The following is a 24,307-nucleotide window of genomic DNA, read 5'->3' on the forward strand; positions in this document are numbered from 1 at the left end:
CCTACGAGCGCTTCGCCTTGGTCGACTTCGACGTCTTGGACCGCTTCTTGGTCGTCGCCTTCTTCTTCTTGACCGACGACTTCTTCTTCTTGGCGGACGACTTCTTGGCCTTGCCCGACTTCTTCTTCTTGGAGGACGTGCCCGCCTTGACCTTGGACTTCTTGCCCTTCTTGGAGGTCGAGGAGACCGGGCGGTTGACGCCGGAACCGCCGACCGGAGCCGTCGGGTTCGAGGCCGCCGCGGCGGACCCGTCGGGGTTCGTGGCCACGATCGTCACGCGCAGGCGACGCCCGAGGTCGTCGCTCGTCACCAGGTAGGTCTGATCCGTGGCGGCGTCGATGTCCTCCCAGCCGGCGGCCGCGAGGCGCTGCCACTGGTAGGTGTAGCCCGTCGGCCCGTTGCTCCACGCGCCGGTGCCCGCCGTCAGGGTCGAGCCGCGGCGCAGGCCGCCGGCGACCGTCGGCGGCGCGGTCGCGGCCGGGGGCTGCGGAACCCACTGCGCACCGCCGCCGCACGCGGGGGCGATCTCGCCGCAGGGCGCCAGGAACGCCGACTCGTACGTGTTCCAGTGCGTCGCCAGGTAGCTGCCCGGGGCCGGGGCGGGGTTGAAGTAGTCGTCGCGGCCGCAGTCGAAGTTCTGCGGGATCGCGCCCGGCAGGCCCGTGCAGTCGATCTGCATCGCGTGCGCCGCGCCGGCGTCCTCGACGTAGCACATGACGTCGGCGCCCTGCCAGCAGTGGCCGTAGTTCGGGGCCGAGCCGCCGCGCGGCTGCGTCGAGTGCGGAGCCCCCCACTGGACGGCGCCGAGGTTGTGCGTCATCTCGTGCAGGAAGCCCTCCGGCCACCAGCCCCAGCGGGCGTTGGTGGGCGCGGCGGCGCCGTCACGGCTGAAGAGGATCGAGGTGAGCCCGCCGCGGTTGTGGACGTTCGCGGCGCCGGGCTTCTCGCCGGACGCGCCCATGATCGTCTCGCCGAGGCCGTACTCCTGCGTGCCGCCGGCGAGGCCGTCGGCGATCACGATCGCGTTGCGCGGCGTGTTCGTCGCGCCCAGCGCGCGCTGGACGGCGCCGGAGATCGCGCCGAAGTTGTCGGCGTACTGGGCGCGCGTGCCCGGCAGCGGGACGATCTGGATGTCCACGTACTGGGCGCCGCAGCTCGTGCCCATGTCGAAGCGGATCGCCTTGGTGCCGCCGCTCTGGGCGCTCAGGAAGCGCTGGACGATGGCGACGTTGGCCTGGATGGCGTCGCGCCAGCCGGCGAAGCGGTTGGGACGATCGGCCGCGAACGCGTAGACGACCTTGAACTGCGCCTTGGTGGCCGGCGTGGCGGCGTTGGCGGTGTTGTCGGTCGTGCGGTCCTCGCCACACCAGCTCGTCGGCAGCCCGTCGCCGCCGTCGGCGGCGGCCCGCGCGGTCACGACGACCTCGGCGAGGTTGACGTCCTGCAGCTGCCCGCGGGTGTCGAGGTGGGTGAGCCGCTCGCCGGACTGGTGCTGCAAGGCGTACGTCGGAAGCGCGAGGGTCGCAAGCGCGAATACGGCAGCGCCGATCGAGTGCAGGCGGATCATCTTGCCTGAGTCATCGACCCAGGCGGCAGCGTCCTTAAGCCGTCTTTGTCAGCTGACGAGCCGGATCGATGCCCCAGCGCCCGGCCAGCGCCTCGAGCTCGTCCGAGACCGCCCAGCGGTCCGGCAACGGCTCGTCGCCTTCGAAGTCGGGCGTGGCGCCCTTGAGCAGCATCGAGCCCGCGTTGTCGCCGATCGCGCGGATCTCGGCGACCTCCTCGGGGCTGAGCGGTGACGGCTCGCTGACGGCCGCCAGCTCGGCGCGCTTGTCCTCGATCGACTTCTCGCTGCCCGGCTCTTCGATCAGCGTGGGCGCGACCACGTGCACGGGCCCGTGCGCGAGGTTCCAGTGGCAGGCGAGCTGCAGCGGCGTCAGCCCGTGGCGCTCGGCGATCGGCCGCATCCGCTCGAGCTTCTCGCGCCCCGCCTCGACCCAGCCCGCGGGCCGGAAGCCGCGATGGTCGTAGCGCGGGAACGCGTGCCCGGGCAGGACGTCGTCGTGGAAGAGCCCGCCGTAGTCGACGACGCGGGTGATGAGCCGCACGTCGTGGCGTTCGGCGGCGGGGATCACGAGCTCCCCCGGCCACGGCTCCATCGGGTTGAGGATCACCATCGCCCAGTCGATCCGGTCGCCGAAGCGCTCGAAGCAGTCGATGACGTCGAGCGTGAAGCCGTTCGCCGGGCCCGGCGCGACGCCGAGCGACCGGGTCAACCCGTCGGCGCGGACCGCCTCCAGCGCGTCCCAGACGGCTTCACTCGTGTAGCCCGTGCGGTCCGGGTTGTGCAGCAGCAGGACGTCGAAGGCGTCCACACCGCAGCGCTCGAGGCTGCGCTCGGTCGCCATTCGGACATAGTCCGCGTAGCCTTCCGGTCCACGCAGGCGCGGATCCGTGAAGCGCGGGAAGCCCTTCGCCCCCTCGCGCTCGCCCTCGTAGAAGTCGTGCCCGATCGCCCCGACGAGGGTGTATTGATCGCGCGAAACCCCAGCCAGGGCGCGGCCTAGCACACGATCCGCGTCCCCCGAGCCGTAGGTGTCCGCGGTCAGCACTGTCGCGATACCCTGACCAGGGCGCAGGAGGGCAGCGAGCCGGTCGTCGTCGACCGGTTCACCGAAGTGCATGAAGCGGCCACCGCTCCATGTCCCGACGGCGGCACTGGACAGCACCGGCCGATGGTCTTCCCTTAAGTGTTCACTCAAGGCCCCCAAGAGATTGCCGATGATACGAGGGTGACGCATTCGCGATCCCGTCTCGCGTGCGCGGTGGTCCTCTTCTGCGCGCTCGGGTGCCTGCTGCCGCCGATGGCAGCCGCCGGCGACATCATCGTGCGCCGTGACGCGGGTCTGACCGCCGCCGAGCGTGCCGACGTGCGCACCGACGCGGGCGTGCAGCTCGAGCGGATGCTGGACGCACCGGACCTGGAGGTCGTCAGCGCGCCCGCCGGCCAGGAGGCCGCGGCCGTCGCCAGGCTCGAGGCCGACGCCGACGTGCGCTTCGCCGTCCCCGACATCACCCTGCACACGGCCTCCACGCCCGGCCTCGGCTGGCCGCTCGACTGGGAGAACGACGCGGACGTCGACGCCCCAAAGGCCTGGGAGACCCCCTGGCGGGGTCAGGACGTGATGATCGGCGTCGTCGATCAGCGCGTCGACGCGACGCATCCGAAGCTCGCCGGCCACGTCGAGCCGTACGACCCCGCTTATGACTTCGTCGTCGACGGCTGCACGGCCGGTCCGCCCACCGGCGGGCGCGACCACGGCACGCACGTCGCCGGCATCATCGTCGCCGCCCAGGACGGGGTCCTCATGGCCGGCCTCGCGCCGCAGGCGCAGGTCCGTTCCTACCGGGCCATGGACAACTGCGGGGCCGGCAAGCTCTCGTGGGTCCTGGACGCCTTCACCAAGGCGGGCCAGGACGAGCTGCCGATCGTCTCGGCGTCCTTCTCGACCGACCCGCTGCTTCCGGCGAGCGAGAAGGTCGGTGTCGACAAGCTGGTCTCCGACGTCGTCGACCGCTTCCCCGGGACGCTCTACGTCGTCGCCGCGGGCAACGAAGGGGCGAACCTCGACGAGCCCGGCAAGAACAACGCGGTCTACCCCTGCAGCAACGACGCCAAGAACATCCTCTGCGTCGGCATGACCGGCGGGCTGCCGGCCGGCATGACCGGCCCGGTGAACAGCCCGAGCGACGCGCCCGTCTGCTGGGGCAACGTCGGCCGGACGTCGGTGGACGTGTTCGCCCCCGGGCTGGCGGTGTACTCGACGGTGCGCGCGGCGAACGGCGTGCCGACGCACGCCCTGCTGAGCGGCACCTCGCAGGCGACGCCGCTCGTGGCGGCGGCCGCGGCGCTGTTGCAGTCGGTGGATTCGCTCACGCACGACGCCGAGACCCTCAAGGACACCCTGCTCAACGCCGTCGACCGGCTGGACACCCTCGAGCCGATCTCGTCCTCGGGCGGGCGGCTCAACGCGGCCCGCGCCCTGTTCCCGCGTCCTCCGGACCTCGGCCCGAACGGCCCGACGGCGGACTGGAGCTCCTGCGACACCGACCACGACGGCGTCCGCGGCGCCGGCGACCTGTGCCCGACCCTGGCCGGCACGGGCACCGTCAACGGCTGCCCGGATCGGGACAAGGACGGCGTCATCGACCCGCAGGACAACTGCCCGGACGTCGCCAACCCCGACCAGGCCGACCAGGACGGCGACGGCATCGGCGACGCCTGCGACGCCGATCGCGATGGAGACGGCAAGGTCCCACCGACGGACGGCTGCCCGACGGTCTTCGCGTCGACGCCCAACGGCTGCCCGCTCGTCCCGACGCCCACGTCGACGCCGTCCGTCACGCCAACGCCCACCCCGCCCAAGGACGACGGCAACCGCAACCCCGCCCCCGCGCCGACGCCGGACGCTGATCCGAGCCCCGCGTCGGTGCCGAAGGTGACCATGCTCGAGGTCAAGGTCACGCCCAAGTCCTGCAAGGGCCGCAAGGCGTGCAAGCAGGCGGCGAAGGTGACCGTGAAGGTGTCGCGCTCGGCGACCGTGGCCGTGCGGATCGAGCGCAAGGTGGGGCGCAAGTGGCGCCAGATCGACTACAAGTCGCTGCGGGCCTCGATGCGCGGCAAGAGCGTGACCATCCGCGGCGCACGCGGCAAGACGCTCACGCGCGGCAGCTACCGCGTGATCGCGACGATCAGCGGCAGCACCACGCAGAGAAGCTTCAAGGTTTGACCGCGGGCGTCCTCGCCTTCGGCGACTCGATCACCAACGGCGGCGGGGAGCTCCAGTGGGGCGTCGCCTTGCAGTCGTGGTCGCTGTGGACCGCGCGCGGGCTCGGCCTCCCGTACACCGGCTACGCCGTCGACGGGGCGCGCGCCGAGCAGGTGGCCACCGAGCAGGTGCCCGCGTTCGAGGCCCGGACCGCGCTGCCCGGCGCCCGCTACGCCGTCGGCTGCCTGTACGCGGGCGTGAACGACGTGCGTGCGCCCGACTTCGACGCGGCCGCCTTCGAATCGGCGTACGCGCGGGTCGCCGCGTTCCTGGCCGAGCGGTGCGACCGGGTGCTGCTGGTCACGCTGCCGGAGGACCTGGGACGCCCGCGGGCCGCCGGGGTGGACGCCGGCAACGCCGCGATCCTGCGCGTCGCCGCCGACGTCGGGGCGCTCGTCCTCGACCTGCGGGCGTTCGGGGCGCGCAACCTGGTGATGGTCGACCACGTGCACCCGACGGCCTTCGGGCAGGTGTGGATCGCCGAGCGGGCGCTGGACGTGCTCGCCGCCGACGGGATGGAAGTGCGTGTCCGCCCCGCCTCGCTGATCCACCCGGGCGGGCGCACGCCGCTGCGCGCCCTGCAGGGCGACTGGACCTACGTGTACCGGGCGCTCAGGCTGCGGGCTCTGGATGCCGCGGGTCGGGCGCGCCGAGCTGCGCGAGGCGCTTAGGCACCCAGCGGTAGCCGAAGAACAGCAGCGCGCCGAACGCCGGGAGACCCATGGCGAGGGAGGCGACGCCGAGGAACTCGACCTCGCCCGCAAGGATGCCGGTCAGGAAGACCAGCGCCCGCAGCAGGAACAGGCCGGCCCAGATCAGCGTGTACTCGGTCATCACGCGCCGGACCTCCGGGATCTTCTGCCACTCGGGGTCCGCGCGGTAGAGCGTGCTCACGATGTAGCCGGTGAGCGGGCGCCGGATCACGACCGACCCGGCGAAGATCACGAACAGGCCGCCCTGCTGGGCCACCTTCGGCCAGAAGAAGTCCTCGGCGTTGCCGCTGCGCACCGCGATGAACGCGGCGAGCGCGATGCCGAACAGGCCGCCGAGCGCGTTGACGACCGACTTGCGGCGCACGAGGCGCTCGACGAACATCACCACGCCGATCCCGACCGCCACGGCGGCGGCGACGTTGACCTCCTTGGTGATCGTGTAGACGATCACGAAGGCGATCGGCGCGATCGTGGTGTCGGCGATCGCGCGCGGATCGCGCAGCGCGTCGAACGGGCCGGGCGGGTGCTCTGGGGGCGGTGCGCTCACGCGGCGGGCTTCCGCGCCGCGAGCATCAGGTTGTAGAAGATGCGCGGCGGGAGGCGCGGCTCGAGCAGCGTGCGGTCCACGCGCTGGAGCAGGATGTAGCCACGGTAGGCGTACTGGATCCAGCCCCACGGGATGTCCTTGGGGTCCGCGCTCGCCTCCAGCGTGCGGTTGAACCAGCCGAACCAGTTCGCCAGCAGCTCCTCGCCCTGCACCTTGACGTCCGTGAACCCGCCGGCGGTGGCGTGCCGGGTGAGGTCGGCGGGGACGAAGGCGTGGACGTCGACGACGGACTCGAGCGCGTGCTCGTCCTCGTCGGGCGCGCCGTGGTGGGTCGGCGCGGAGCTCGCCCGCAGCGCCTTGCGCCACAGCGGCGCGGCCTTGACCGCGGCCTGCTTGGGGATCGCGGCGAGCTTGTCGCCCTGCCGCGACGGCTCGCCCGCGAAGAACAGCAGCCCGCCGGGCTTGAGCACGCGGTGGAACTCGCGGAAGGCCTGGTCGAGGTCCGGCAGGTGGTGGAGGACCGCGTGGCCGAGGACGAGGTCGAACGTCCCGTCCTCGAACGGCAGCTCGGCGGCGTCACACGCCGCCGTCTCGACCTCGAGGCCGAGGTCCTTGGCGTTCTGCTCGAGCGTGACGAGCATGCCGGGGCTGATGTCCGTGCACGTGGCCCGCTCGATCACGCCGGTCTGCAGCAGGTTGAGGCTGAAGTAGCCCGTGCCGGAGCCGATCTCCAGCGAGTGCGCGAACGGCCCGGGGCTCGGCCCGAGCAGCTTGGTGATCTTGCCGAGCACCTGCTGGTGGCCGATCTCGCCGAACGAGATGCCCCACTTGGAGTCGTACGTCTCGGCCGCCACGTCGTGGTAGCGACGGTTGACGTCGAGGATCTCGTGTTCGGTGGGCGGAGCGGCCATAAGGGCCACTGAGCGTAGCTACGGGGCGACGTACCGGGACCGGACCACGCGCTTGGCCGTGGCGTCGGTGGCGATCCAGCGCAGGAAGCGCGCCAGCGCGGGTCTCGGCTTGCCGCGGGTGACGAAGCCGAGCGTGCGTCGCGCCGGGTAGCGGCCGTCCTTGAGCGTCGCGCGCGTGCACGCGATGCCCTCGTAGGGAACGGCGTGCAGCCGGCGGGCGAACTCGAGGTCCACGTAGCCGAACGCCGCGGGCGTGGCCGCGACGAAGTCCCGCACCTGGGCGGACGCGGTGAAGGTGGTCGCGGGGGCGAGCGGGGTGCTGAGGTCGACGAACGTGGTCAGGAACACGTTGCGCGCGGCGGACGTGACGTCGAACGCGACCCGGGCGATGGGGGCGGTGCCGGCGGCGCCCGGCACCTCGGCCCAGGTGGAGATCGTCCCGGCGGCGAGCGCCTGGACCTGCGCGTGCGTGAGGTTGGGCACGCGGTTGGCGGGGTTGGTGACGAGGCAGATCGCGCTCAGGGCGAGCGGCGTGAACGTCAGGCCCGGCGGGTCGCCGGCGGTCAGCGCGCGGCCGGAGAGCCCGGCGTCGACGATCCCGCGCGCCGCGTCCGCGATCCCCGTCCCGGTCCCGCCGCCCACGAGCGAGAACCGCGGGGCGTCGGCGTGCTCGCGGCGGTAGAAGTACGCGAGGTCCGCCACCACGGCCTGGGCGGGGCTCGCGCCGCTCATCGTGATCGTGCGCGCCGCGCCGGTCGCCGGCGGCGGCGTGAGGAGGAGAGCTGCGACCGCCGCCGGCCCGAGCAGGCGGCGCGCACGCTTGAGGACCGCCCGCGGGGCGCCGCCGCTCGCCGCCGCGTGTTCGGCGGCGGCGCCCCGGGAACGGGTCAGCCGACCCATGCCGACCCTCCGATCCCGCCGCCGGAGCCGACGTTGCGCTTGCCCGCGCGGACGGCGCGGATGCGGCTCGTCGTGCGCGACAGGCGACGGCCGTCGGCGGCGAACGCCTCGACGGTGAGGCGCTTGCCCGTGCGGCCCCGCACGCGGACGTTCAGCACGCTGCGGCCGCCGCGGAGCGTGGCGGCGGTGCGGCGGTCGACCTTGACGACGACGCGGCTGACGGCCGCGACGGCGCCGACGATCGCCAGCTGGGCCTGGGTGGTGCGGCCGCTGCGGGTGGCGCTGAGCACGCGCACGGCGGGCGGCTGGTTGCGGTCGTAGCTGGACGCCTCGCTGGCGGCGAGCACCGCACCGAGCGCGTCGACGTAGCCGGCGCTCACCGGCAGCGAGGCGCGCTCGGCGTGCTGGAGCAGCAGCGCGCGCAGGTCGGCGGCCGGCAGGTTGGGCGCGACGGCCGCCATCAACGCGGCGACGCCCGCCACGTGCGGCGCGGCCATCGACGTGCCCGACTTGTACTCGTAGCCGCCGCTCTTGGAGGTCGAGATGACCTCGACGCCAGGCGCGGCGACCGGGACGGTGAGCCGGCCGTAGTTGGAGAAGTCGGGCAGGTCGCGGCCGTCGTCGGGCTCCGTCGCCGCCACGCCGACGACGTTCGGCGCGGGGATCGACACGGGGAAGACGGGCTTTCGATCGACGTCGATCCCGCTGTTGCCGGCCGAGCAGACGATCAGCGCGTTGGCGGCCGCGGCAGCGTCGACCGCGGCGCGCATGCGCGGGTCGTCGGTGTCGCCCTCGAGGCTGAGGTTGATGATCCGCGCGCCGTTCGCGGCCGCGTAGCGGATGCCCTCGGCGACGGCGCCGGTGGTGCCTGCGCCGCTGTCGTCGAGCACCTTGACCGTCATCAGCTTCGCCCGGTACGCGACCCCGACCACGCCGCGGTTGTTCGCCGCCGCCGCGATCGTGCCGGCCACGTGCGTGCCGTGCCCGAGCCCGTCGTGCAGGTCCTGGCCGGTACGGCTGCTGGTCAGGTCCACGCCGTGCACGTCGTCCACGTAGCCGTTGTTGTCGTCGTCGACGCCGTTGCCCGGCACCTCGGCGAAGTTCGTCCAGGCGTTGGGGGCGAGGTCGGGGTGGTCCAGCTTCATGCCCGAGTCGACGACCGCGACGGTCACGCCCGCGCCCGCCGAGAGCTGCCACGCGCCCGGGAGGTCGAACACGGTGGCGGGCGCGATCGCCCACTGCTCGCCCTGGAGCGCGTCGGTCGGTGCGGCGTATGTGGGTCCGGCGAACGCGACGACCATCGCTCCGGCGACGGCCAGGAAAGCGGTACGGCGAGGCACTTTGGCCACCTCCTGCTCAGCCGCAACCTACCGCTTTGGATGTTCTTCCTGTCAACCCGTTAGGGTCGGTCCATGCGGAGGCTCGCGATCGTCCTGACGTCGGTGGTTTGGCTGTTCACGGCGCCCGCGCAGGCGCAGGAGGTGCGGCTGGCGGCACCGTCCGACTGCCTGACCAATACGGGGTGTGGCCTTGGGTTGAAGTCCGCATACGGACTCGACGTGCGCTCCGCGTTCGTGCCGCTCACGGTCGCCGACGCCGGCATCTCCGCGCTCGACGACGGCACCGCCGAGATCGCCGTCGCGTTCTCCTCCAACCCGCAGGTCTCGCGCCCGGACATCGTTACCCTCCGCGACGACCGCTCGATGATCTACCCCGACCGGGTCGTGCCCGCGGTCCGTCGCGGGCTGCTGCGGTCCTACGGCTCCCGCGCGAAGGAGATCCGCAAGCGGCTGAACGGCGCCTCGGCCGCGCTCAACACGCTCGCGCTGCGCGGCCTGAACCAGTCCGTGATCGACGGTCGGCTGCCCGAGGCGGTCGGTGGCGAGTTCGTCGACGCGAACGGCCTCGGCGGGACGGCGAAGCGCAAGCCGGGCAAGCGGATCGTCGTCGGCTTCATGGACTTCGACGAGAACGAGACGCTCGCGCACCTGTACGCCGAGGCGCTGCGGGCGGGTGGGTTCCGCGTGGTCGTGCGGAGCGTCCGCGGGCTGCGTCCCGAGGCCGTGCGCAAGCTGCGCCGCGACCAGATCGACCTCTACCCCGCGTACGACGGCTCGCTGCTGCGCTACCTGGTCGGCACGTCGCCGGAGCGGCTGAAGGCGGGCCTGCGGCGCACGCTCGCGCGGATCGACGTCGAGCCGATGCGTCTCTCGCGCGCCCAGGACAGCAACGTGTTCGTGACCAAGACCGAGACCGCTTCACGGCTCGGCATCGCCAAGCTCTCCGACCTCGCGCGCTACTGGCAGGCTGCCGGTTCGTGAGCCGCGAGCTCGACCGCGTCCGAGCCCTCTGCCTCGCGCTGCCCGAGGTGACCGAGCGGCTCAGCCACGGCGCGCCCGCCTGGTTCGTGCGCGGCAAGAAGACGTTCGTGATGTTCCTGGCCGACCATCACGGAGACGGTCGGCTCGCGCTGTGGTGCGCGGCGCCGCGGGGCATGCAGGAGGCGCTCGTCGCAGCCGAGCCCGAGCACTACTTCCGCCCGCCATACGTCGGCCATCGCGGCTGGATCGGCGTGCAGCTCGACACCGGCCTGGACTGGGACGCGGTCGCGGGCGCGGTCGAGGACGCGTACGCGGAGGTCGCGCCTACCTCCCTTGTCGAGCGCGCTGCTCGAAGAGCTCCGTGATCTCGGCGGCGGGAACCGGTGAGACCAGCGCGGCGTCGATCGACATGACGTCCGGCCAGACCTCCTTCATGCGGGCGCCGGCCGCGGCCGCGTCGTAGGGCGTGGCGCGCCGCTCGGGCACGCCGTCGGCGACCCACAGCCAGCGCGCGACGCCGTCGCCCTCGTAGGGCAAGCCGACGCTGCCGGCGTTGATGAAGCGCGTGCCGCCGACCATCCGGTCGTGCTGCTGGTGCGTGTGGCCGGCGACGACGAGCCCGTGTGTGACGCCGCTCAGCGCTTCGGCGTAGCGCTCGTCGGGGGAGATCCGGGTCAGGATCTCCGCGTCGTCGGCGGGGGTGGCGTGGAAGTACAGGACGCCGTCGACCTCGGTCGTGAGCGGCAGCTCGCCCAGCGGGCGTGCGCGAGTGGCGCCGAGCTCCTCGGCGCTGAGCCTCGCGGTGACGGCGGCCAGGTCCTCGGGGTCCGGTGCCGGGCCGGCGAGGGCGGCGGCGGTCTCGCGTTCGCCGTTCCCGCGGATCCAGCGGGTGGGGAGCTGGGCGAGCCGGTCGAGGGTCGCGACGGCGAACGGGCCCGGGACGGCGTCGCCGCCGACGAGCACGAGATCCGGCTCCGGCGCCGCGGCCAGCACGGCCTCCAGCGCATCGACGTTGCCGTGGATGTCGTACAGCGCGAGGACGTTCACGTCGAGGAGACTATCGCAACCCATGGGTTGCGCATAGTCGCGTCGCCTGGTCGATCGGGGAGGGTGGCGAGCGGTCGCGGTCCCTACGGTGGCGCGCGTGAAGTCCTTGGTCCTCGCCTTCCTCCTCGCGCTGGTCTTCGCCGGAACCGCCGAGGCGCAGTCGGTCTCTGGCTCTGATCCGGCCGACACACCGGCGAGCCCGTACGACATCGAGGCGTTGCGGGTGACCTACGACGCGGCGCCCGGCACGCTGCAGGTCACTTGGCGGCTCGTGCAGCCGCTGCCCGCTTCGGCCCCGTTCGGCTCCGGTCAGCAGCTGAGCGCGAACGTCAAGCAGGACGCGAGCTACTACCGCCCGTGCAGTGGTTGGACGTCCGGTGACGTGACGGTCAACGTCGCGAACGGGACGATGCTCGTGGGCGACGTGTGGCCGTACCGCGCGAGCTACCAGATCTCGGGGCGTAGCGGCTGGATCGAGGCACCGGTCGCGCTTTCGCAGGACCGGCGCGAGGTGACCGCGACCGTGACGGACACCGCGATCACGGGCCGGACGTTCTTCTGCGCGGACGCGACGAGCAGCGCCGGGACGAACGTCGTGGCCGACCGCCGCGTCGACACCGTGCCGTTCGTGTACTTCCCGGGCTTCGCGCCCACTCCGGCCACGCTCGTGCACCCGGTCGGCGGGCTGTTCCACGGGACGACGCCGCAACTGAGCTGGGACTCGTCCGCGACGGCGACGAGCGAGCTGGTCAAGGTCTACGCCGGTGAGCCGTCCAGCGAGAACTACCCCAAGGTCTCCGAGTACTTCAGCCCGACGTACACGGGCAGCTCCGACGGGTCACTCCAGCGCATCGGTGGTCGCGCCGTGTACACGCTCAAGGACCCGTTGCCCGACGGCGTCTACACGTGGGTCGTCGAGCGCTCCTTCGGCTCGCTGCCCGCACAGCTGGCGGGCAGCCGCTTCGAGATCGGCCCGCCCGACCTGGCCCGGCTCGTGCTGACGCCGAGGATCCGGCAACCCGCGAGCGCGACCGCCGCAGGCAGCGGCCGGCTGACCGTGGACGCGACCCGCGGCGCCGCGGTGACGCTCACCGTCAAGCGCGGGACGCGGACCGTGCGGACATCCCGGTTCTCGCTCGGGACCGACCAAGACGACAAGGTCAAGCCGGTGACGGTGTCCGTGGCGCTCCCGTGCCGGACCCCGGGCCGCTACACCGCCACGGCCATCGCGGCCGACCGCTACGGCAAGCAGTTGACCGCGACGGGCTCCTGGACGGTCAGCAAGACGCGCTGCGCGAAGCTCAAGCGCGCCGCGGCTCGCAAGCGCGCGGCGGCGAAGCGGCGCAAGACCGCGCGCCGCAAGGCCCAGACGCCGCGCAGCAGCTGCATGGGCGGGTACTCGCCGTGCCTGCCCGTGACGAGCGACCTGGACTGCGACGAGATCCCCGAGAGCAAGAAGCCGGTGTCGGTCACGGGCAGCGACCCGTACCGCCTCGACGCCGACGACGACGGCGTCGGCTGCGAGTAGGCGGCGACCCCGCCTTAAGTCGCTGACAACTCGTTGCCACCTGGTTACGATGCCGCCATGCCGGCCTTGGCGCTCGAATGCGCCGCCCGCAACGACATCGGGCGACGGGCGAACAACGAAGACGCGGTGTTCACGAGCTCCCGCCTGGCGGCGGTGGCCGACGGCGTCGGCGGCGCCGCGGCCGGCGAGGTCGCGAGCGGGCGGATCGTCGAGTCGCTGGCCTCGCTCGACAAGAGCCGCCTCGAGATCCCCCTCGACGCCGCCCTGGAGAACGCCATCGCGTTCGGCAACGAGTCGATCGGGTTCATCGCCGGCGCCCGCCCGCAGATGCAGGGCATGAGCACGACCCTCACCGCCGTCGCCCTCTCCAACGACGGCACCTACGTCGTCGCCAACATCGGCGACTCGCGCACCTACCTCCTCCGCAGCGGCGAGCTCACCCAGCTGTCCCGCGACGACAGCCTGGTCCAGGACCTGATCGACGCCGGCCACCTCACCCCCGAGCAGGCCCGCCGCCACCCGGCCCGCAACGTCGTCATGCACGCCCTCGACGGCGACCCGGAACGCCGCCCGAGCACCCAGCTCCTCCCGGCCCTGTTCGGCGACCGCCTCCTCCTCTGCTCGGACGGCCTCTCCGACGTCGTCGAGTCCGACGTCCTCCGCGAGCTCCTCCTCCGCCACGCCGACCGTGGCGAGTGCGCGGACAAGCTCATCGCCCTCGCCCTGGAATCGGGCGCGCGGGACAACATCTCCGCGATCGTCTGCGACGTGGTGATCCGCGAGGACCCGGCCACGGCGTGGCAGGCGCCGCTCGTGCACGAGCGGTAGCCAGCGCCGCGGCCCCGGTTCACGCCAGCCGGTCGGCTGCCTCCGTGGCGGCTCGAAGCCGACGCGCCAGATCCTCGGACGGCAGCTCGTCCAGCCGCCAGCCCCAGCCACCCGCGGTGCCCGGCTGGTTCATGCGTCCCTCGTTCCCGAGCCCCAGGATGTCCTGCGCCTGGATCATCGCCAGCCGCGCCTTCGAGGCGAACGCCAGCCGGATCATCGCCCAGTGCGGCTCGTCCTCGACGATCCCGTGCTCGCGCAGCGACTCCTCGACCAAGGCCAGCGACGCGGGCCCCAATCCGTCGTACCAGCCGCGGATCGTGTCGTTGTCGTGGGTGCCGGTGTAGACGACCTGGTTCTCCTCGTGGTAGGCGGGCACGTGCTGGGTGTGCCGCTCGGACGGGGTGAACCCGAACTGGAGCACGGCCATGCCGGGCAGGCCCAGCGACTCGCGCATGCGCTTGACCGGCGGGGTGATGACGCCGAGGTCCTCGGCGATCACGGGCAGCTCGCCCAGCACCGCGCGGGCGGCGAGCAGGGGCGCGGCGCCCGGGCCGCGCTTCCACGACCCCGCCGACGCCACCGGTGAGTCCTCCGGCACGGCCCAGTACGCGGTGAACGCCCGGAAGTGGTCGATCCGCACGAGGTCGAAGAGCTCGAAGATGCGACGGAGCCGGGCGATCCACCACGAGTAGCCGCGCTGCTGCAGCGCCGGCCAGTCGTAGACCGGGTTGCCCCACAGCTGGCCGTCCTCGGTGAACGCGTCCGGGGGGACGCCGGCGACGAAGCCGGGCTTGAAGATCTCCGGGTGGGCGAGCTCGTCGGCCGACTCGGGCGCGACGTAGATCGGGACGTCGCCGATCAGGCGAACCCCACGGTCAGCGGCATAACGCCGGAGCTCGGCCCACTCGCGGTCGAAGCGGACCTGGTCGTCCAGGGCGTCCTCGCCGGCGAACGCGACCCAGTCGCCGATCCAGTCGGCGGCCTTCTCGCGGAAGGCCGCGCGCTCGGCGTCGCTGACCGGCGCCGACGGATCGGCCAGCAGGGCCGGAGAGGCCGCGAAGGCCGACGCCGACTTGTACGGCGACCCGTGTTCGTCGGGGGGTGTCAAAGGGAGCATCTGCCACCAGGTCTGGCCCGCCGCGGCGAGCCAATCGATCCAGGCAAACGCTTCCGGACCAAGGCGTCCGGATGGCAATGAGGTCGGGTGCAGATGCACCCCGGATGTACGAGGAAGGTTCATGTGATCGACTTGGCGGATACTCCTGCCCCGAGATGCCCGCACCGAAGCGCAGTGAGCGCCCGCGCCGGATCAGGATCGCAAAGCCGGCGCCGGTCCTCGACAATGGACGCTATGCCGTCAAACGAACCGTCGGCGACACGGTCGCCGTGTCGGCCGACATCTTCCGTGATGGCCACGAGAAGCTGAAGGCCGTCGTCAAGTACAAGGCCCCCGGCGGTCGCCGCTGGCTGGAGGCCGAGCTGCGCGCCGTCGACGCGCACATCAGCGGCGTGCGCTGGGCGGGTGAGTTCACGGTCGAGACGCCCGGCACGTGGCAGTGGACGGTGGAGGCGTGGACCGACCGCTGGGCGACCTGGCACGACGAGCTGCGCCGCAAGGTCGACGCCGACCTCGACGAGGACCTCACCTCCGAGCTGTCCGAGGGCGTGATCTTCCTCAAGCGCGCGCTCGAGCGGGCCAAGGACCAGGACTCCAAGGGCAGCATCGAGTGGGCGATCGGCGTGCTCGAGTCCGACGCGGAGATCAACCACAAGTTCGACGTCGCGCTCGGCCCGGAGCTCTTCCAGGCGATGGAGCTCTCCCAGGAGCGGGAGGGCGCCGCGAGCCTCGAGAAGCCCGTGACGGTCGAGGTCGACCGCGTCCGCGCGCGCTTCAGCGCCTGGTACGAGCTGTTCCCGCGCTCGTGGGGCGGCCTCAAGGGCGTCGAGGAGCAGGTCCCGGCGATCGCCGACCTCGGCTTCGACGTCCTCTACCTGCTCCCGTTCCACCCGATCGGCGTCAACAAGCGCAAGGGCCGCAACAACAGCCTCACGGCCGGCCCCGACGACCCCGGCTCGCCCTACGCGATCGGCGGCAAGGAGGGCGGCCACTTCGCCGTCCACCCGGAGCTGGGCACCGAGCAGGACGTCCGCGACCTCACCGCCACCGCCCACAAGCACGGGATGGACGTGGCGCTGGACATCGCGCTCAACGCCTCCGCCGACCACCCGTGGCTGACCGAGCACCCCGAGTGGTTCCAGCAGCGCCCCGACGGCACGCTCAAGTACGCCGAGAACCCGCCCAAGCGCTACCAGGACATCTACAACTTCAACTGGGACACGGACGACTGGCAGGGTCTCTGGAACGCCTGGCGCGACGTCTTCCTGCACTGGGTGGACTGCGGCATCAAGGTCTACCGCGTCGACAACCCGCACACGAAGCCGTTCGCGTTCTGGGAGTGGATCATCAAGGAGGTCCACAAGGTCGATCGCGACGTGATCTTCCTGTCCGAGGCGTTCACGCGACGGGCCGTCATGCGGGAGCTGGCCAAGCTCGGCTTCACCCAGGGCTACACGTACTTCACGTGGAAGAACTCGCGCCACGAGATGGTCGAGTACTTCAACGAGCTCGCCTGGGGTGAGGAGAAGGAGTACTTCCGCCCGAACTTCTTCCCGGTCACGCCGGACATCCTCCACGCCTACCTGCAGCACGGCGGCCCGCCGGCGTTCGTCACGCGGCTCGTCCTGGCCGGCACGCTCGCCCCGAGCTACGGCATCTACAGCGGCTACGAGCACTTCGAGAACGTCCCGGTCAAGGAAGGCTCGGAGGAGTACCTGAACTCCGAGAAGTACGAGATCAAGGAGCGCAAGCTCGACGGCCCGCTGCTGCCGATGATGCGGCGGCTGAACGCGATCCGCCAGGAGAACGTCGCGCTCCAGCACCTGAGCAACGTCGCCTGGCTGGACGCCCAGAACGACAACCTGCTCGCCTACGCCAAGCAGGAGCCCGGGAACACGGTCATCACGGTCACGAACCTCGACCCGCACAACGCCCAGTCGGGGCTGGTGACCGTCCCCGCGGTGCTCGGCCTTCCGCCGGTGTTCGTGGTCGAGGACCAGTTCACCGGCAACCACTACGACTGGCGGATCGGCCCGAACTACGTGGAGCTGGACCCGCACGTCGTCGGCAAGCAGTTCCACGTCTTCAAGGTGCTCTGACGTGGCGGCAGGCACGCGGAACGACCCGGGGCAGTGGTTCGAGGCACAGCCGCTGTGGTTCAAGACGGCCGTGTTCTACGAGATCCACACCCGCGCCTTCTTCGACGCCAACGGCGACGGGTCCGGGGACTTCCGCGGCCTGACCGAGAAGCTCGACTACCTGCAGTGGCTGGGTGTGGACTGCATCTGGCTGCTGCCGTTCTTCAAGTCGCCGCTGCGCGACGGCGGCTACGACATCAGCGACTTCTTCCAGATCCAGCCCGACTACGGGACCGTCGACGACGTCCGTGACTTCATCGAGGCCGCCCATCAGCGCGGCATCCGCGTGATCGCGGACCTCGTGATGAACCACACGTCGGCCGACCACCCGTGGTTCCAGGAGTCACGCCAAGGGCCCGACAGCCCCAAGCGCGACTGGTACGTGTGGTCCGACGACCCCACGCGCTACTCCGAGGCCCGGATCATCTTCACGGACACCGAGACGTCGAACTGGACCTGGGACGACGAGGCGCAGGCCTACTACTGGCACCGCTTCTTCTCCCACCAGCCGGACCTGAACTTCGACAACCCCGATGTCCGGGACGCGATGCTCGAGGTCCTGCGCTTCTGGCTGGACCTGGGCATGGACGGGTTCCGCCTCGACGCCGTCCCGTACCTGTACGAGCGCGACGGCACCAACGGCGAGAACCTCCCGGAGACGCACCAGTACCTCAAGCGCGTCCGCGAGGAGATCGACCGCCTCTACCCCGACCGCGTGCTGCTCGCGGAGGCCAACCAGTGGCCGGCCGACGTGGTCGAGTACTTCGGCGACGGCGACGAGTGCCACATGGCCTTCCACTTCCCGGTGATGCCGCGCATGTTCATGGCCGTCCGGCGGGAGGAGGCCACCCCGATCTACGAGATCCTCGCCCAGACGCCCGACATCCCCGACAACTGCCAGTGGGGCCTGTTCCTGCGCAACCACGACGAGCTCACGCTCGAGATGGTCACGGACGAGGAACGCGACTACATGTACGCGGAGTACGCCAAGGACCCGCGGATGAAGATCAACGTCGGCATCCGCAGGCGGCTCGCCCCGCTGCTCGAGGGCGGCCGCGACGAGATCGAGCTGCTGCACGCGATCCTCTTCAGCCTGCCGGGCTCGCCGGTCCTCTACTACGGCGACGAGATCGCGATGGGCGACAACGTCTACCTCGGCGACCGCGACGGCGTCCGCACGCCGATGCAGTGGAGCGGCGACCGCAACGGCGGCTTCTCCCGCGCGGACTTCGCCCAGCTCTATGCGCCGCCGCTGATGGACCCGGTGTACGGCTTCCAGGCCGTCAACGTCGAGGCGCAGATGCGCACGCCTTACAGCCTGCTGCGCTGGCTGCGGCGGTTCGTCGCGCTGCGCAAGGAGCATCCCGTCTTCGGCCTCGGCACCTACGAGCCGCTCACGCCGTCGAACGGCAAGGTCTTCGCGCACGTCCGCACCTTCCACGAGGACGTGATGCTCTGCGTCCACAACCTCGCCCGCTCCGCCCAGGCGGTGGAGCTGGACCTCTCGGCCTACGAAGGACGGTCGCCCGTGGAGATCTTCGGCCGCTCGCGGTTCCCGCGCATCGGCGAGCTCCCGTACCTCCTCACGCTCGCACCGCGCGGTTTCTATTGGTTCCAACTGGTGAAGGATGAGCCGGAATGACCAGCGATCTCGCCTTCCTCGACGAGCAGGTGCTCAACGCCTGGGTCGTCTCCCAGCGCTGGTTCGCGTCCAAGACCCGCGAGGTCTCCAACCTCGAGGTCGTCGACTCGGTCGCGCTCTCGGACGAGCTGGTGCTGTGCCTGATCGAGGCGCGGTTCCCCGTCGGCACGCACGAGACCTACCAGGTGCCGCTGGCGGTGCGCCCGAGCGACGGCGGTGACCCGATCTACGAGGCCGACGGCCGGGCGGTGCACGACGCGCTCGCGGACCCCGAGACCGGCCGCGAGCTGCTGCGCGCGATGGCCGCCAACCGCGACGCCGGCGACTTCGCCTTCCGCTGGACCGCTGATCATGCGCCCGACGACGCCGTCGACGTGCGCCCGGTCGGCGTCGAGCAGTCCAACACGTCGATCGTCTTCGGCGACGAGCTGATCATGAAGGCGATCCGCCGGATCGAGCCGGGCGTGAACCCGGAGCTCGAGCTGCTGCGGTTCCTGACCAAGCGCGAGTTCCCGCACATCGCGGCGCTGCACGGCTGGTACGAGGTCGACGGCCGGCACGTGAGCGCGACGCTCGGCATCCTGCAGGAGTTCCTCGCCGGCGCGCGCGACGGCTGGGAGCTGACCCTGGACGAGCTCGCCACGGACCCCGACGGCCTGCTGGACCGCGTCGAGGCGCTCGGCGTCGTCATCGGCGAGCTGCACACGGCGCTCGGCAGCGACAACTCCGACCCGGACTTCGCGCCCGTGGAGCCGTCCGCCGAGTCGCTGTCGATCCTCTACGCCGACGTCGACGAGCAGATCGAGCGCGTCTTCCTCGACCTGCCCGAGTCGATCGCCACCGAGCCGATCGTGGGCCGCGGGCAGGACGTGCGCGAGAAGCTCTCGCTGCTGGCGCACGCGACCGTCGGCGGGCGCGTCATCCGCACCCACGGCGACCTGCACCTCGGCCAGACGATGCTCTCGCCGCGCGGCTGGGTCGTGCTCGACTTCGAGGGCGAGCCCGCGCGCCCGCTGCCGGAGCGGCGCCTGAAGCGCTCGCCGCTGCGCGACGTCGCCGGCATGCTGCGCTCGTTCTCCTACGCCACCGCCGGCTCGAAGCTGCTGCGGGGTGTCGAAGCGCCCGCCGACTGGGAAGAGCGCGCACGTGAGCGGTTCCTGACCGGATACTACGGCGCGGTGGACAGCTCCCTGCTGCCGCCCGGCCAGCAGGCGATCGAGCAGTTGCTGGCGGTCTTCGAGCTCGAGAAGGCCGTGTACGAGTTGCGTTACGAGCTGAACAACCGACCCGACTGGGTCGCCATCCCGGTCGCCGGGATCCTGCGGCTCCTGGAAGCAGAGTGAACTAGAGATATGAGCGAAGCCGACCAGCTGGTCTCCCGCCAGCACGCGAACCCCCACGGATACCTCGGTGCCCACCCCGACAACGGCTCGGGCGTGGTGATCCGCACCTTCCGCCCGGCCGCGGCCAAGGTCGAGGTGGTGCTGGCGGACGGCTCCCACGAGACGCTCGGGTGCGTGCACCCCGGGGGCGTCTTCGAGGGGCACATCAAGGGCGTCGACCTGCCGCTCGACTACAAGCTCGAGGTCGACTACGGCGAGTCGGGCACGATCACGATCGACGACCCGTACCGCTTCCTGCCGACGATCGGCGAGCTGGACGTCCACCTGCTGGGCGAGGGCCGGCACGAGGAGCTGTGGGAGCGCCTGGGCGCGCACGTGACCGAGGTCGACGGCGTCGCCGGTACCGCGTTCGCCGTCTGGGCCCCGTCCGCGAAGTCCGTCTCGGTCGTGGGCGACTTCAACTACTGGGACGGGCGCATCCACCCGATGCGCTCGCTCGGCTCGTCCGGCATCTGGGAGCTGTTCCTCCCGGGCGTGGCCGACGGTGCCCGGTACAAGTACGAGATCCTCACGCAGGAGAACGAGATCCGGCTCAAGGCCGACCCCGTCGCGTTCGCGACCGAGGTGCCGCCGAAGACCGCCTCGGTCGTCCACGACCCGCAGCACGTGTGGAACGACAAGGAGTGGCTGGAGGCGCGGCGCCAGTCCAGCGCGCAGGACGGCCCGATGTCGATCTACGAGGTGCACCTGGGCTCCTGGCGGCTGAACCCGCTCGAGGACAACCGCTCGCTGAACTACCTCGAGCTGGCCGACGAGCTGTCGGCCTACGCGAAGGACATGGGGTTCACCCACATCGAGCTGCTGCCGGTGATGGCCCACCCGTTCACGGGCTCCTGGGGCTACCAGGTGACCGGCTACTTCGCGCCCACGCCGAAGTTCGGCACCCCTGACGACTTCCGCGAGTTCGTCGACCGCGTACATCAGAACGGGCTCGGCGTGATCCTCGACTGGGTCCCGGCGCACTTCCCGCGCGACGACTTCGCGCTCGCCCGCTTCGACGGCACCGCGCTCTACGAGCACGACGACCCGCGCCGCGGCGCGCACCCGGACTGGGGCACGCTCGTCTTCAACTACGGCCGCCACGAGGTCCGCAACTTCCTCGTGTCCAACGCGCTGTTCTGGCTCGAGGAGTTCCACGCCGACGGCATCCGCGTCGACGCCGTCGCGTCGATGCTCTACCTGGACTACTCGCGCGAAGAGGGCCAGTGGGTGCCGAACGAGTACGGCGGCAACGAGGACCTCGACGCGGTCAAGTTCCTGAAGGAGTTCAACGAGGTCGTGCACGGCCGCGAGCCGGGCGTGATCTCCGCCGCCGAGGAGTCGACGGCGTGGCCGGGCGTCTCGCGGCCCACGTACCTGGGCGGGCTCGGGTTCGGGTTCAAGTGGAACATGGGCTGGATGCACGACACGCTGTCGTACTTCCAGAACGACCCGATCTACCGGCGCTACCACCACCACGAGCTGACCTTCAGCCTCGTGTACGCGTTCACGGAGAACTTCATCCTCCCGCTCTCGCACGACGAGGTCGTGCACGGCAAGGGGTCGCTGCTGGACAAGATGCCGGGCGACCGCTGGCAGCAGCTCGCGAACCTGCGCTCCCTGTACGCCTACATGTGGGCGCATCCCGGCAAGAAGCTCCTGTTCATGGGCCAGGAGTTCGCCCAGCAGCAGGAGTGGAGCGAGGCGCGGTCGCTCGACTGGCACCTGCTCGAGAACCCGGAGCACTCCGGGGTGCAGTCGCTGGTGCGGGACCTCAACCACGCCTACAAGGCGGAGCCGGCGCTGTGGGAGATGGACTTCGACGGCACCGGGTTCTGGTGGACCGAGGCGAACGCGGCGGACGACAACGTGATCGCCTTCGCGCGCCGCACGCGGGACTCCCAGCGCGTGGCGCTGTTCGTCGGCAACTTCTCGCCGGTCGTGCGCGAGAACTACCGGATCGGCCTGCCGCGGCCGGGCCGCTGGAATGAGGTCGTCAACACCGACGCGAGCAGCTACGGCGGCTCGGGCGTCGGGAACATGGGCGCGATCGAGGCCGAGGGCGAGGGCTGGCACGGCCAGCCGTTCAGCGCCGAGGTCACGCTGCCGCCGCTCGGAGCGATCTGGCTGGTGCCCGAGCGAAATGACCGAGCTACTGGCAAGTAGCTAAATCGAGGGGGGACCGGGCCGACTACGGGGGTGTGCACGATGAACGCCGCCTCATGGGCCCGGTCTCCGGGTGGCTCTGGCTCGCCGCCGTGGTGGTGGCGATCGCGTGCCGCGTGGTGCCCGGCGCGCCCGGCGGCGACGCCGCGCTCTTCTGGGCGCTCGCCGTCGGCACCGCGGCCTACGGGCTCGGCTGCGTCACCCGGCTGATCCCCTGGCACAAGGTCTCGATCCGCGGTCACGCGATCACGGTCGCGGCCTGCCAGCCGCTGATCGTGGCCGCGCTGTCGGTGACCGGCGAGGCGCAGTCCTACCTCGCCCCGGTCCTCGTGCTGCCGGCGCTGTACGTGGCGTACTTCTTCCCGTTGCGCTACGCCGTCCCGCTCGCCGTGCTCGAGGTCGGGACGTTCGCCTCACCGCTGCTGTACGCGGAGGGGGCGGGGCCGCTGCTGGCGCGGACGCTGGCCTACGCGGTCGCCTACGCGGCGCTCGTGGCGACGATCCAGTTCTTCAAGCGCCGCCTCGTCGAGGCCGAGCGCGAGCAGCACCAGATGGCCCGCGTGGACCCGCTCACGGGCCTCGCCAACCGGCGCGCGTTCGACGAGGCGCTGTCCAGCGCGTTCGAGAGCGGCCGCGTGTTCACGGTCCTGCTGATCGACGTCGACTTCTTCAAGCAGATCAACGACCGCTTCGGCCACACGACCGGCGACCGCGTCCTGCGTGAGCTGGCCGCGCACGCCTCGGCCGAGGTCCGCACGAGCGACTGCCTGGCGCGCATCGGCGGCGACGAGTTCGCGCTCGTCGTGCCCGGCGCGGGCGACGAGGCCGCCGCTCGCCTGCGCGAGACGCTGCGCGAGGCCGGCGCCCGAGTGGACGCCGGGGACCGCCCGCTCAGCCTGACGGTCGTCGCCGCCGTCCATCCGCGGGACGGCGACGACCGCGCGACGCTCATGCGCACCCTCGACCGGCGACTGCACACGGTCAAGGACGCGCGCGCTAACGCCGCTGCTTGAGGTTGATCACGCGCGAGCTGCCGGAGACCTGGAGCCCGTCGTTGCGCGGGTTGACCAGGACGCGGTAGTTCATCGCCCGCGTGCGGGAGCGGGTGACCGTGAACGAGTAGCGGGAGCGGTCGCTGCCGAGCGCTGTCACGCCGGCCCGCTTGACCGGGATCCAGCGACCGCTCCGCGACTGGCGCTGCAGCGAGGCGCGGCCCCTGGGCACCGAGGGCCAGATCGCGCCGGTGAGCCGGGTGCGACGGGTCGAGACGCGGCTCGTCTTCAGCCCCACCTTGACGGCCACCGACACGGTGCTGACGCCGCTCGTGACCACGGTCGAGGTGCGGGTCGCGACGCGCAGGCGGGTGGTGGCGAACAGCGGCGGCACGGTCAGCGTGAAGCGGCCGGAGCTGTTCGAATTGGCCGTGGCGAGCGGCGTCCACTGGCCCTGGAACGGGAAGTCGAGCTTCTCGACGGCGACCGGCGTGGTGCCCGATCCGCTGACGGTGCCCGTGATCGTCAGCCCCGAGCCCCAGGTCGGCTTGACGGTGGACGGCGTGATCGCGACGCCGGTCGGCACGCGGGAGGTCGTGAACGTGCGGTTCCCGCCGCGGGTGATGCCGGCCGCGCTCGTCGCCACGGCGCGGTAGTTGTACCGGGTGTTCGGGCGCAGGCCCCCGATCGGGGCGCCCGCGGAGACGGTCGACGTGCCGGCGCCGATCCCCACGGTCGGCGTGCGGGTGCCGTACGAGGTCGACGTGCCGTACTCGAAGTAGACGTCGGTCGCCAGCCCGCGCGGGTTGATGCCCGCGTTCAGGGTCGCGCCGCCGCCGCTCACGCCGGTCGCCGCCCGGCTGGAGATCGATGGGGCGGCCGCCGGGGCGCTGGTCTTGAGCGTCCGGTCGCTGCCGCGGGTGACGCCGGAGGCGTTCGTGGCCACGAGCCGGTAGTGGTAGGTCGTGTTGTTCGTCAGGCTCGTGAGCGTGGCCCGCGCGGCGACGTCGGCGGTGCCGTTGCCGGCGTCCTGCTGGGGCGTCGTGAGCCCGTAGGACGTCGAGGTCCCGTACTCGAACTGGTACGTGGTGGCTTCACCGCCGGGGTTGACCGTGCCGGTCACGGCGGCCGAGCCGGTCGTGACCGACTCCGCTCCGCCGGTCGTGACGGTGGGCGCGGATTGGGCGATCAGAGCGGTGGCGAACAGGGCGGCGAGTTGCATGGCGACCGTGTGAACACGCGGCCC

At 71.5% G+C, this 24,307-nt stretch carries 20 protein-coding genes; 11 read left to right on the plus strand and 9 right to left on the minus strand.

Annotated features, from left to right (window positions below):
• Position 1: 1 nt before the first annotated feature.
• Together C8N24_RS14890 and C8N24_RS14895 are read right to left on the minus strand one after the other, a co-directional pair.
• Positions 2-1,567 carry a hypothetical protein gene (locus C8N24_RS14890; RefSeq protein ID WP_121250989.1) on the minus strand — a complete coding sequence of 522 codons (1,566 nt, stop codon included), beginning with the start codon at positions 1,565-1,567 and terminating at the stop codon, positions 2-4.
• 34 nt (positions 1,568-1,601) lie between these two features.
• A complete protein-coding gene (locus tag C8N24_RS14895; RefSeq protein WP_281272649.1) occupies positions 1,602-2,684 on the minus strand; it encodes an aldo/keto reductase in 1,083 nt (360 codons plus the stop codon).
• A 108-nt stretch (positions 2,685-2,792) separates the two neighbouring features.
• On the opposite strand from C8N24_RS14895, the gene C8N24_RS35570 reads away from it, so the two are divergent.
• Both C8N24_RS35570 and C8N24_RS14905 read left to right on the plus strand, forming a co-directional pair.
• Entirely contained in the window at positions 2,793-4,790 is a 1,998-nt protein-coding gene (locus C8N24_RS35570) for a S8 family serine peptidase (protein ID WP_147447812.1), read from the plus strand.
• Positions 4,787-5,500 carry a GDSL-type esterase/lipase family protein gene (locus tag C8N24_RS14905; RefSeq protein ID WP_170179104.1) on the plus strand — a complete coding sequence of 238 codons (714 nt, stop codon included), beginning with the start codon at positions 4,787-4,789 and terminating at the stop codon, positions 5,498-5,500. Before C8N24_RS35570 ends, C8N24_RS14905 begins: the two co-directional genes overlap by 4 nt.
• Here C8N24_RS14905 and C8N24_RS14910 read toward each other — a convergent pair.
• The 4 genes from C8N24_RS14910 to C8N24_RS14925 are packed head-to-tail and all read right to left on the minus strand — an operon-like array spanning position 5,442 to position 9,240.
• Entirely contained in the window at positions 5,442-6,089 is a 648-nt protein-coding gene (locus C8N24_RS14910) for a DUF3159 domain-containing protein (RefSeq protein ID WP_170179105.1), read from the minus strand. The genes C8N24_RS14905 and C8N24_RS14910 overlap by 59 nt on opposite strands.
• Positions 6,086-7,000, minus strand: a complete 915-nt coding sequence (locus tag C8N24_RS14915; protein ID WP_121250999.1) for a class I SAM-dependent methyltransferase — start codon at positions 6,998-7,000, stop codon at positions 6,086-6,088. Before C8N24_RS14915 ends, C8N24_RS14910 begins: the two co-directional genes overlap by 4 nt.
• 18 nt (positions 7,001-7,018) lie before the next feature.
• Complete coding sequence (locus C8N24_RS14920) at positions 7,019-7,900, minus strand: substrate-binding domain-containing protein (protein WP_121251001.1); 882 nt, start codon at positions 7,898-7,900, stop codon at positions 7,019-7,021.
• Entirely contained in the window at positions 7,888-9,240 is a 1,353-nt protein-coding gene (locus C8N24_RS14925) for a S8 family peptidase (RefSeq protein WP_147447813.1), read from the minus strand. Before C8N24_RS14925 ends, C8N24_RS14920 begins: the two co-directional genes overlap by 13 nt.
• Positions 9,241-9,312: 72 nt before the next feature.
• On the opposite strand from C8N24_RS14925, the gene C8N24_RS14930 reads away from it, so the two are divergent.
• On the plus strand, positions 9,313-10,221 hold the full coding sequence (locus tag C8N24_RS14930; protein WP_121251005.1) for a glycine betaine ABC transporter substrate-binding protein: 909 nt from the start codon (positions 9,313-9,315) through the stop codon (positions 10,219-10,221).
• Positions 10,218-10,586, plus strand: a complete 369-nt coding sequence (locus tag C8N24_RS14935) for an MmcQ/YjbR family DNA-binding protein (RefSeq protein ID WP_121251007.1) — start codon at positions 10,218-10,220, stop codon at positions 10,584-10,586. The genes C8N24_RS14930 and C8N24_RS14935 overlap by 4 nt, the downstream gene beginning before the upstream one ends.
• On the opposite strand, the gene C8N24_RS14940 is transcribed toward C8N24_RS14935, so the two are convergent.
• The gene (locus tag C8N24_RS14940; protein WP_170179106.1) at positions 10,546-11,268 is read right to left on the minus strand and encodes a metallophosphoesterase family protein; all 723 of its coding nucleotides are present in this window, start codon (positions 11,266-11,268) and stop codon (positions 10,546-10,548) included. The two genes, C8N24_RS14935 and C8N24_RS14940, sit on opposite strands and share 41 nt — an antisense overlap.
• A gap of 97 nt (positions 11,269-11,365) precedes the next feature.
• On the opposite strand from C8N24_RS14940, the gene C8N24_RS14945 reads away from it, so the two are divergent.
• Both C8N24_RS14945 and C8N24_RS14950 read left to right on the plus strand, forming a co-directional pair.
• Positions 11,366-12,796 (plus strand): hypothetical protein, encoded by a 1,431-nt coding sequence (locus tag C8N24_RS14945; RefSeq protein ID WP_170179107.1) that lies wholly within the window; start codon positions 11,366-11,368, stop codon positions 12,794-12,796.
• A gap of 57 nt (positions 12,797-12,853) precedes the next feature.
• Positions 12,854-13,624: a PP2C family protein-serine/threonine phosphatase gene (locus tag C8N24_RS14950; protein WP_121251013.1), complete on the plus strand. Its 771-nt coding sequence runs from the start codon at positions 12,854-12,856 to the stop codon at positions 13,622-13,624.
• A gap of 19 nt (positions 13,625-13,643) precedes the next feature.
• Here C8N24_RS14950 and C8N24_RS14955 read toward each other — a convergent pair whose 3' ends face one another.
• Complete coding sequence (locus C8N24_RS14955) at positions 13,644-14,864, minus strand: 4-alpha-glucanotransferase (protein WP_121253227.1); 1,221 nt, start codon at positions 14,862-14,864, stop codon at positions 13,644-13,646.
• 32 nt (positions 14,865-14,896) lie between these two features.
• Here C8N24_RS14955 and C8N24_RS14960 point away from each other — a divergent pair, with 32 nt between their 5' ends.
• The 5 genes from C8N24_RS14960 to C8N24_RS14980 are packed head-to-tail and all read left to right on the plus strand — an operon-like array spanning position 14,897 to position 23,082.
• Positions 14,897-16,840 carry a maltotransferase domain-containing protein gene (locus C8N24_RS14960; protein ID WP_170179108.1) on the plus strand — a complete coding sequence of 648 codons (1,944 nt, stop codon included), beginning with the start codon at positions 14,897-14,899 and terminating at the stop codon, positions 16,838-16,840.
• A 1-nt stretch (position 16,841) separates the two neighbouring features.
• Complete coding sequence (gene treS, locus C8N24_RS14965) at positions 16,842-18,521, plus strand: maltose alpha-D-glucosyltransferase (RefSeq protein ID WP_121251017.1); 1,680 nt, start codon at positions 16,842-16,844, stop codon at positions 18,519-18,521.
• Positions 18,518-19,864 (plus strand): maltokinase N-terminal cap-like domain-containing protein, encoded by a 1,347-nt coding sequence (locus tag C8N24_RS14970; protein ID WP_121251019.1) that lies wholly within the window; start codon positions 18,518-18,520, stop codon positions 19,862-19,864. Before treS ends, C8N24_RS14970 begins: the two co-directional genes overlap by 4 nt.
• Before the next feature lie 9 nt (positions 19,865-19,873).
• On the plus strand, positions 19,874-22,069 hold the full coding sequence (gene glgB, locus C8N24_RS14975) for a 1,4-alpha-glucan branching protein GlgB (protein WP_121251021.1): 2,196 nt from the start codon (positions 19,874-19,876) through the stop codon (positions 22,067-22,069).
• Positions 22,070-22,125: 56 nt separating this feature from the next.
• On the plus strand, positions 22,126-23,082 hold the full coding sequence (locus C8N24_RS14980; protein ID WP_121251023.1) for a GGDEF domain-containing protein: 957 nt from the start codon (positions 22,126-22,128) through the stop codon (positions 23,080-23,082).
• Here the strand turns inward: C8N24_RS14980 and C8N24_RS14985 are convergent.
• The gene (locus C8N24_RS14985) at positions 23,066-24,283 is read right to left on the minus strand and encodes a hypothetical protein (RefSeq protein ID WP_121251025.1); all 1,218 of its coding nucleotides are present in this window, start codon (positions 24,281-24,283) and stop codon (positions 23,066-23,068) included. The two genes, C8N24_RS14980 and C8N24_RS14985, sit on opposite strands and share 17 nt — an antisense overlap.
• Positions 24,284-24,307: the final 24 nt, after the last annotated feature.

The sequence above is a fragment of the Solirubrobacter pauli genome, assembly GCF_003633755.1.
GTDB lineage: Bacteria > Actinomycetota > Thermoleophilia > Solirubrobacterales > Solirubrobacteraceae > Solirubrobacter > Solirubrobacter pauli.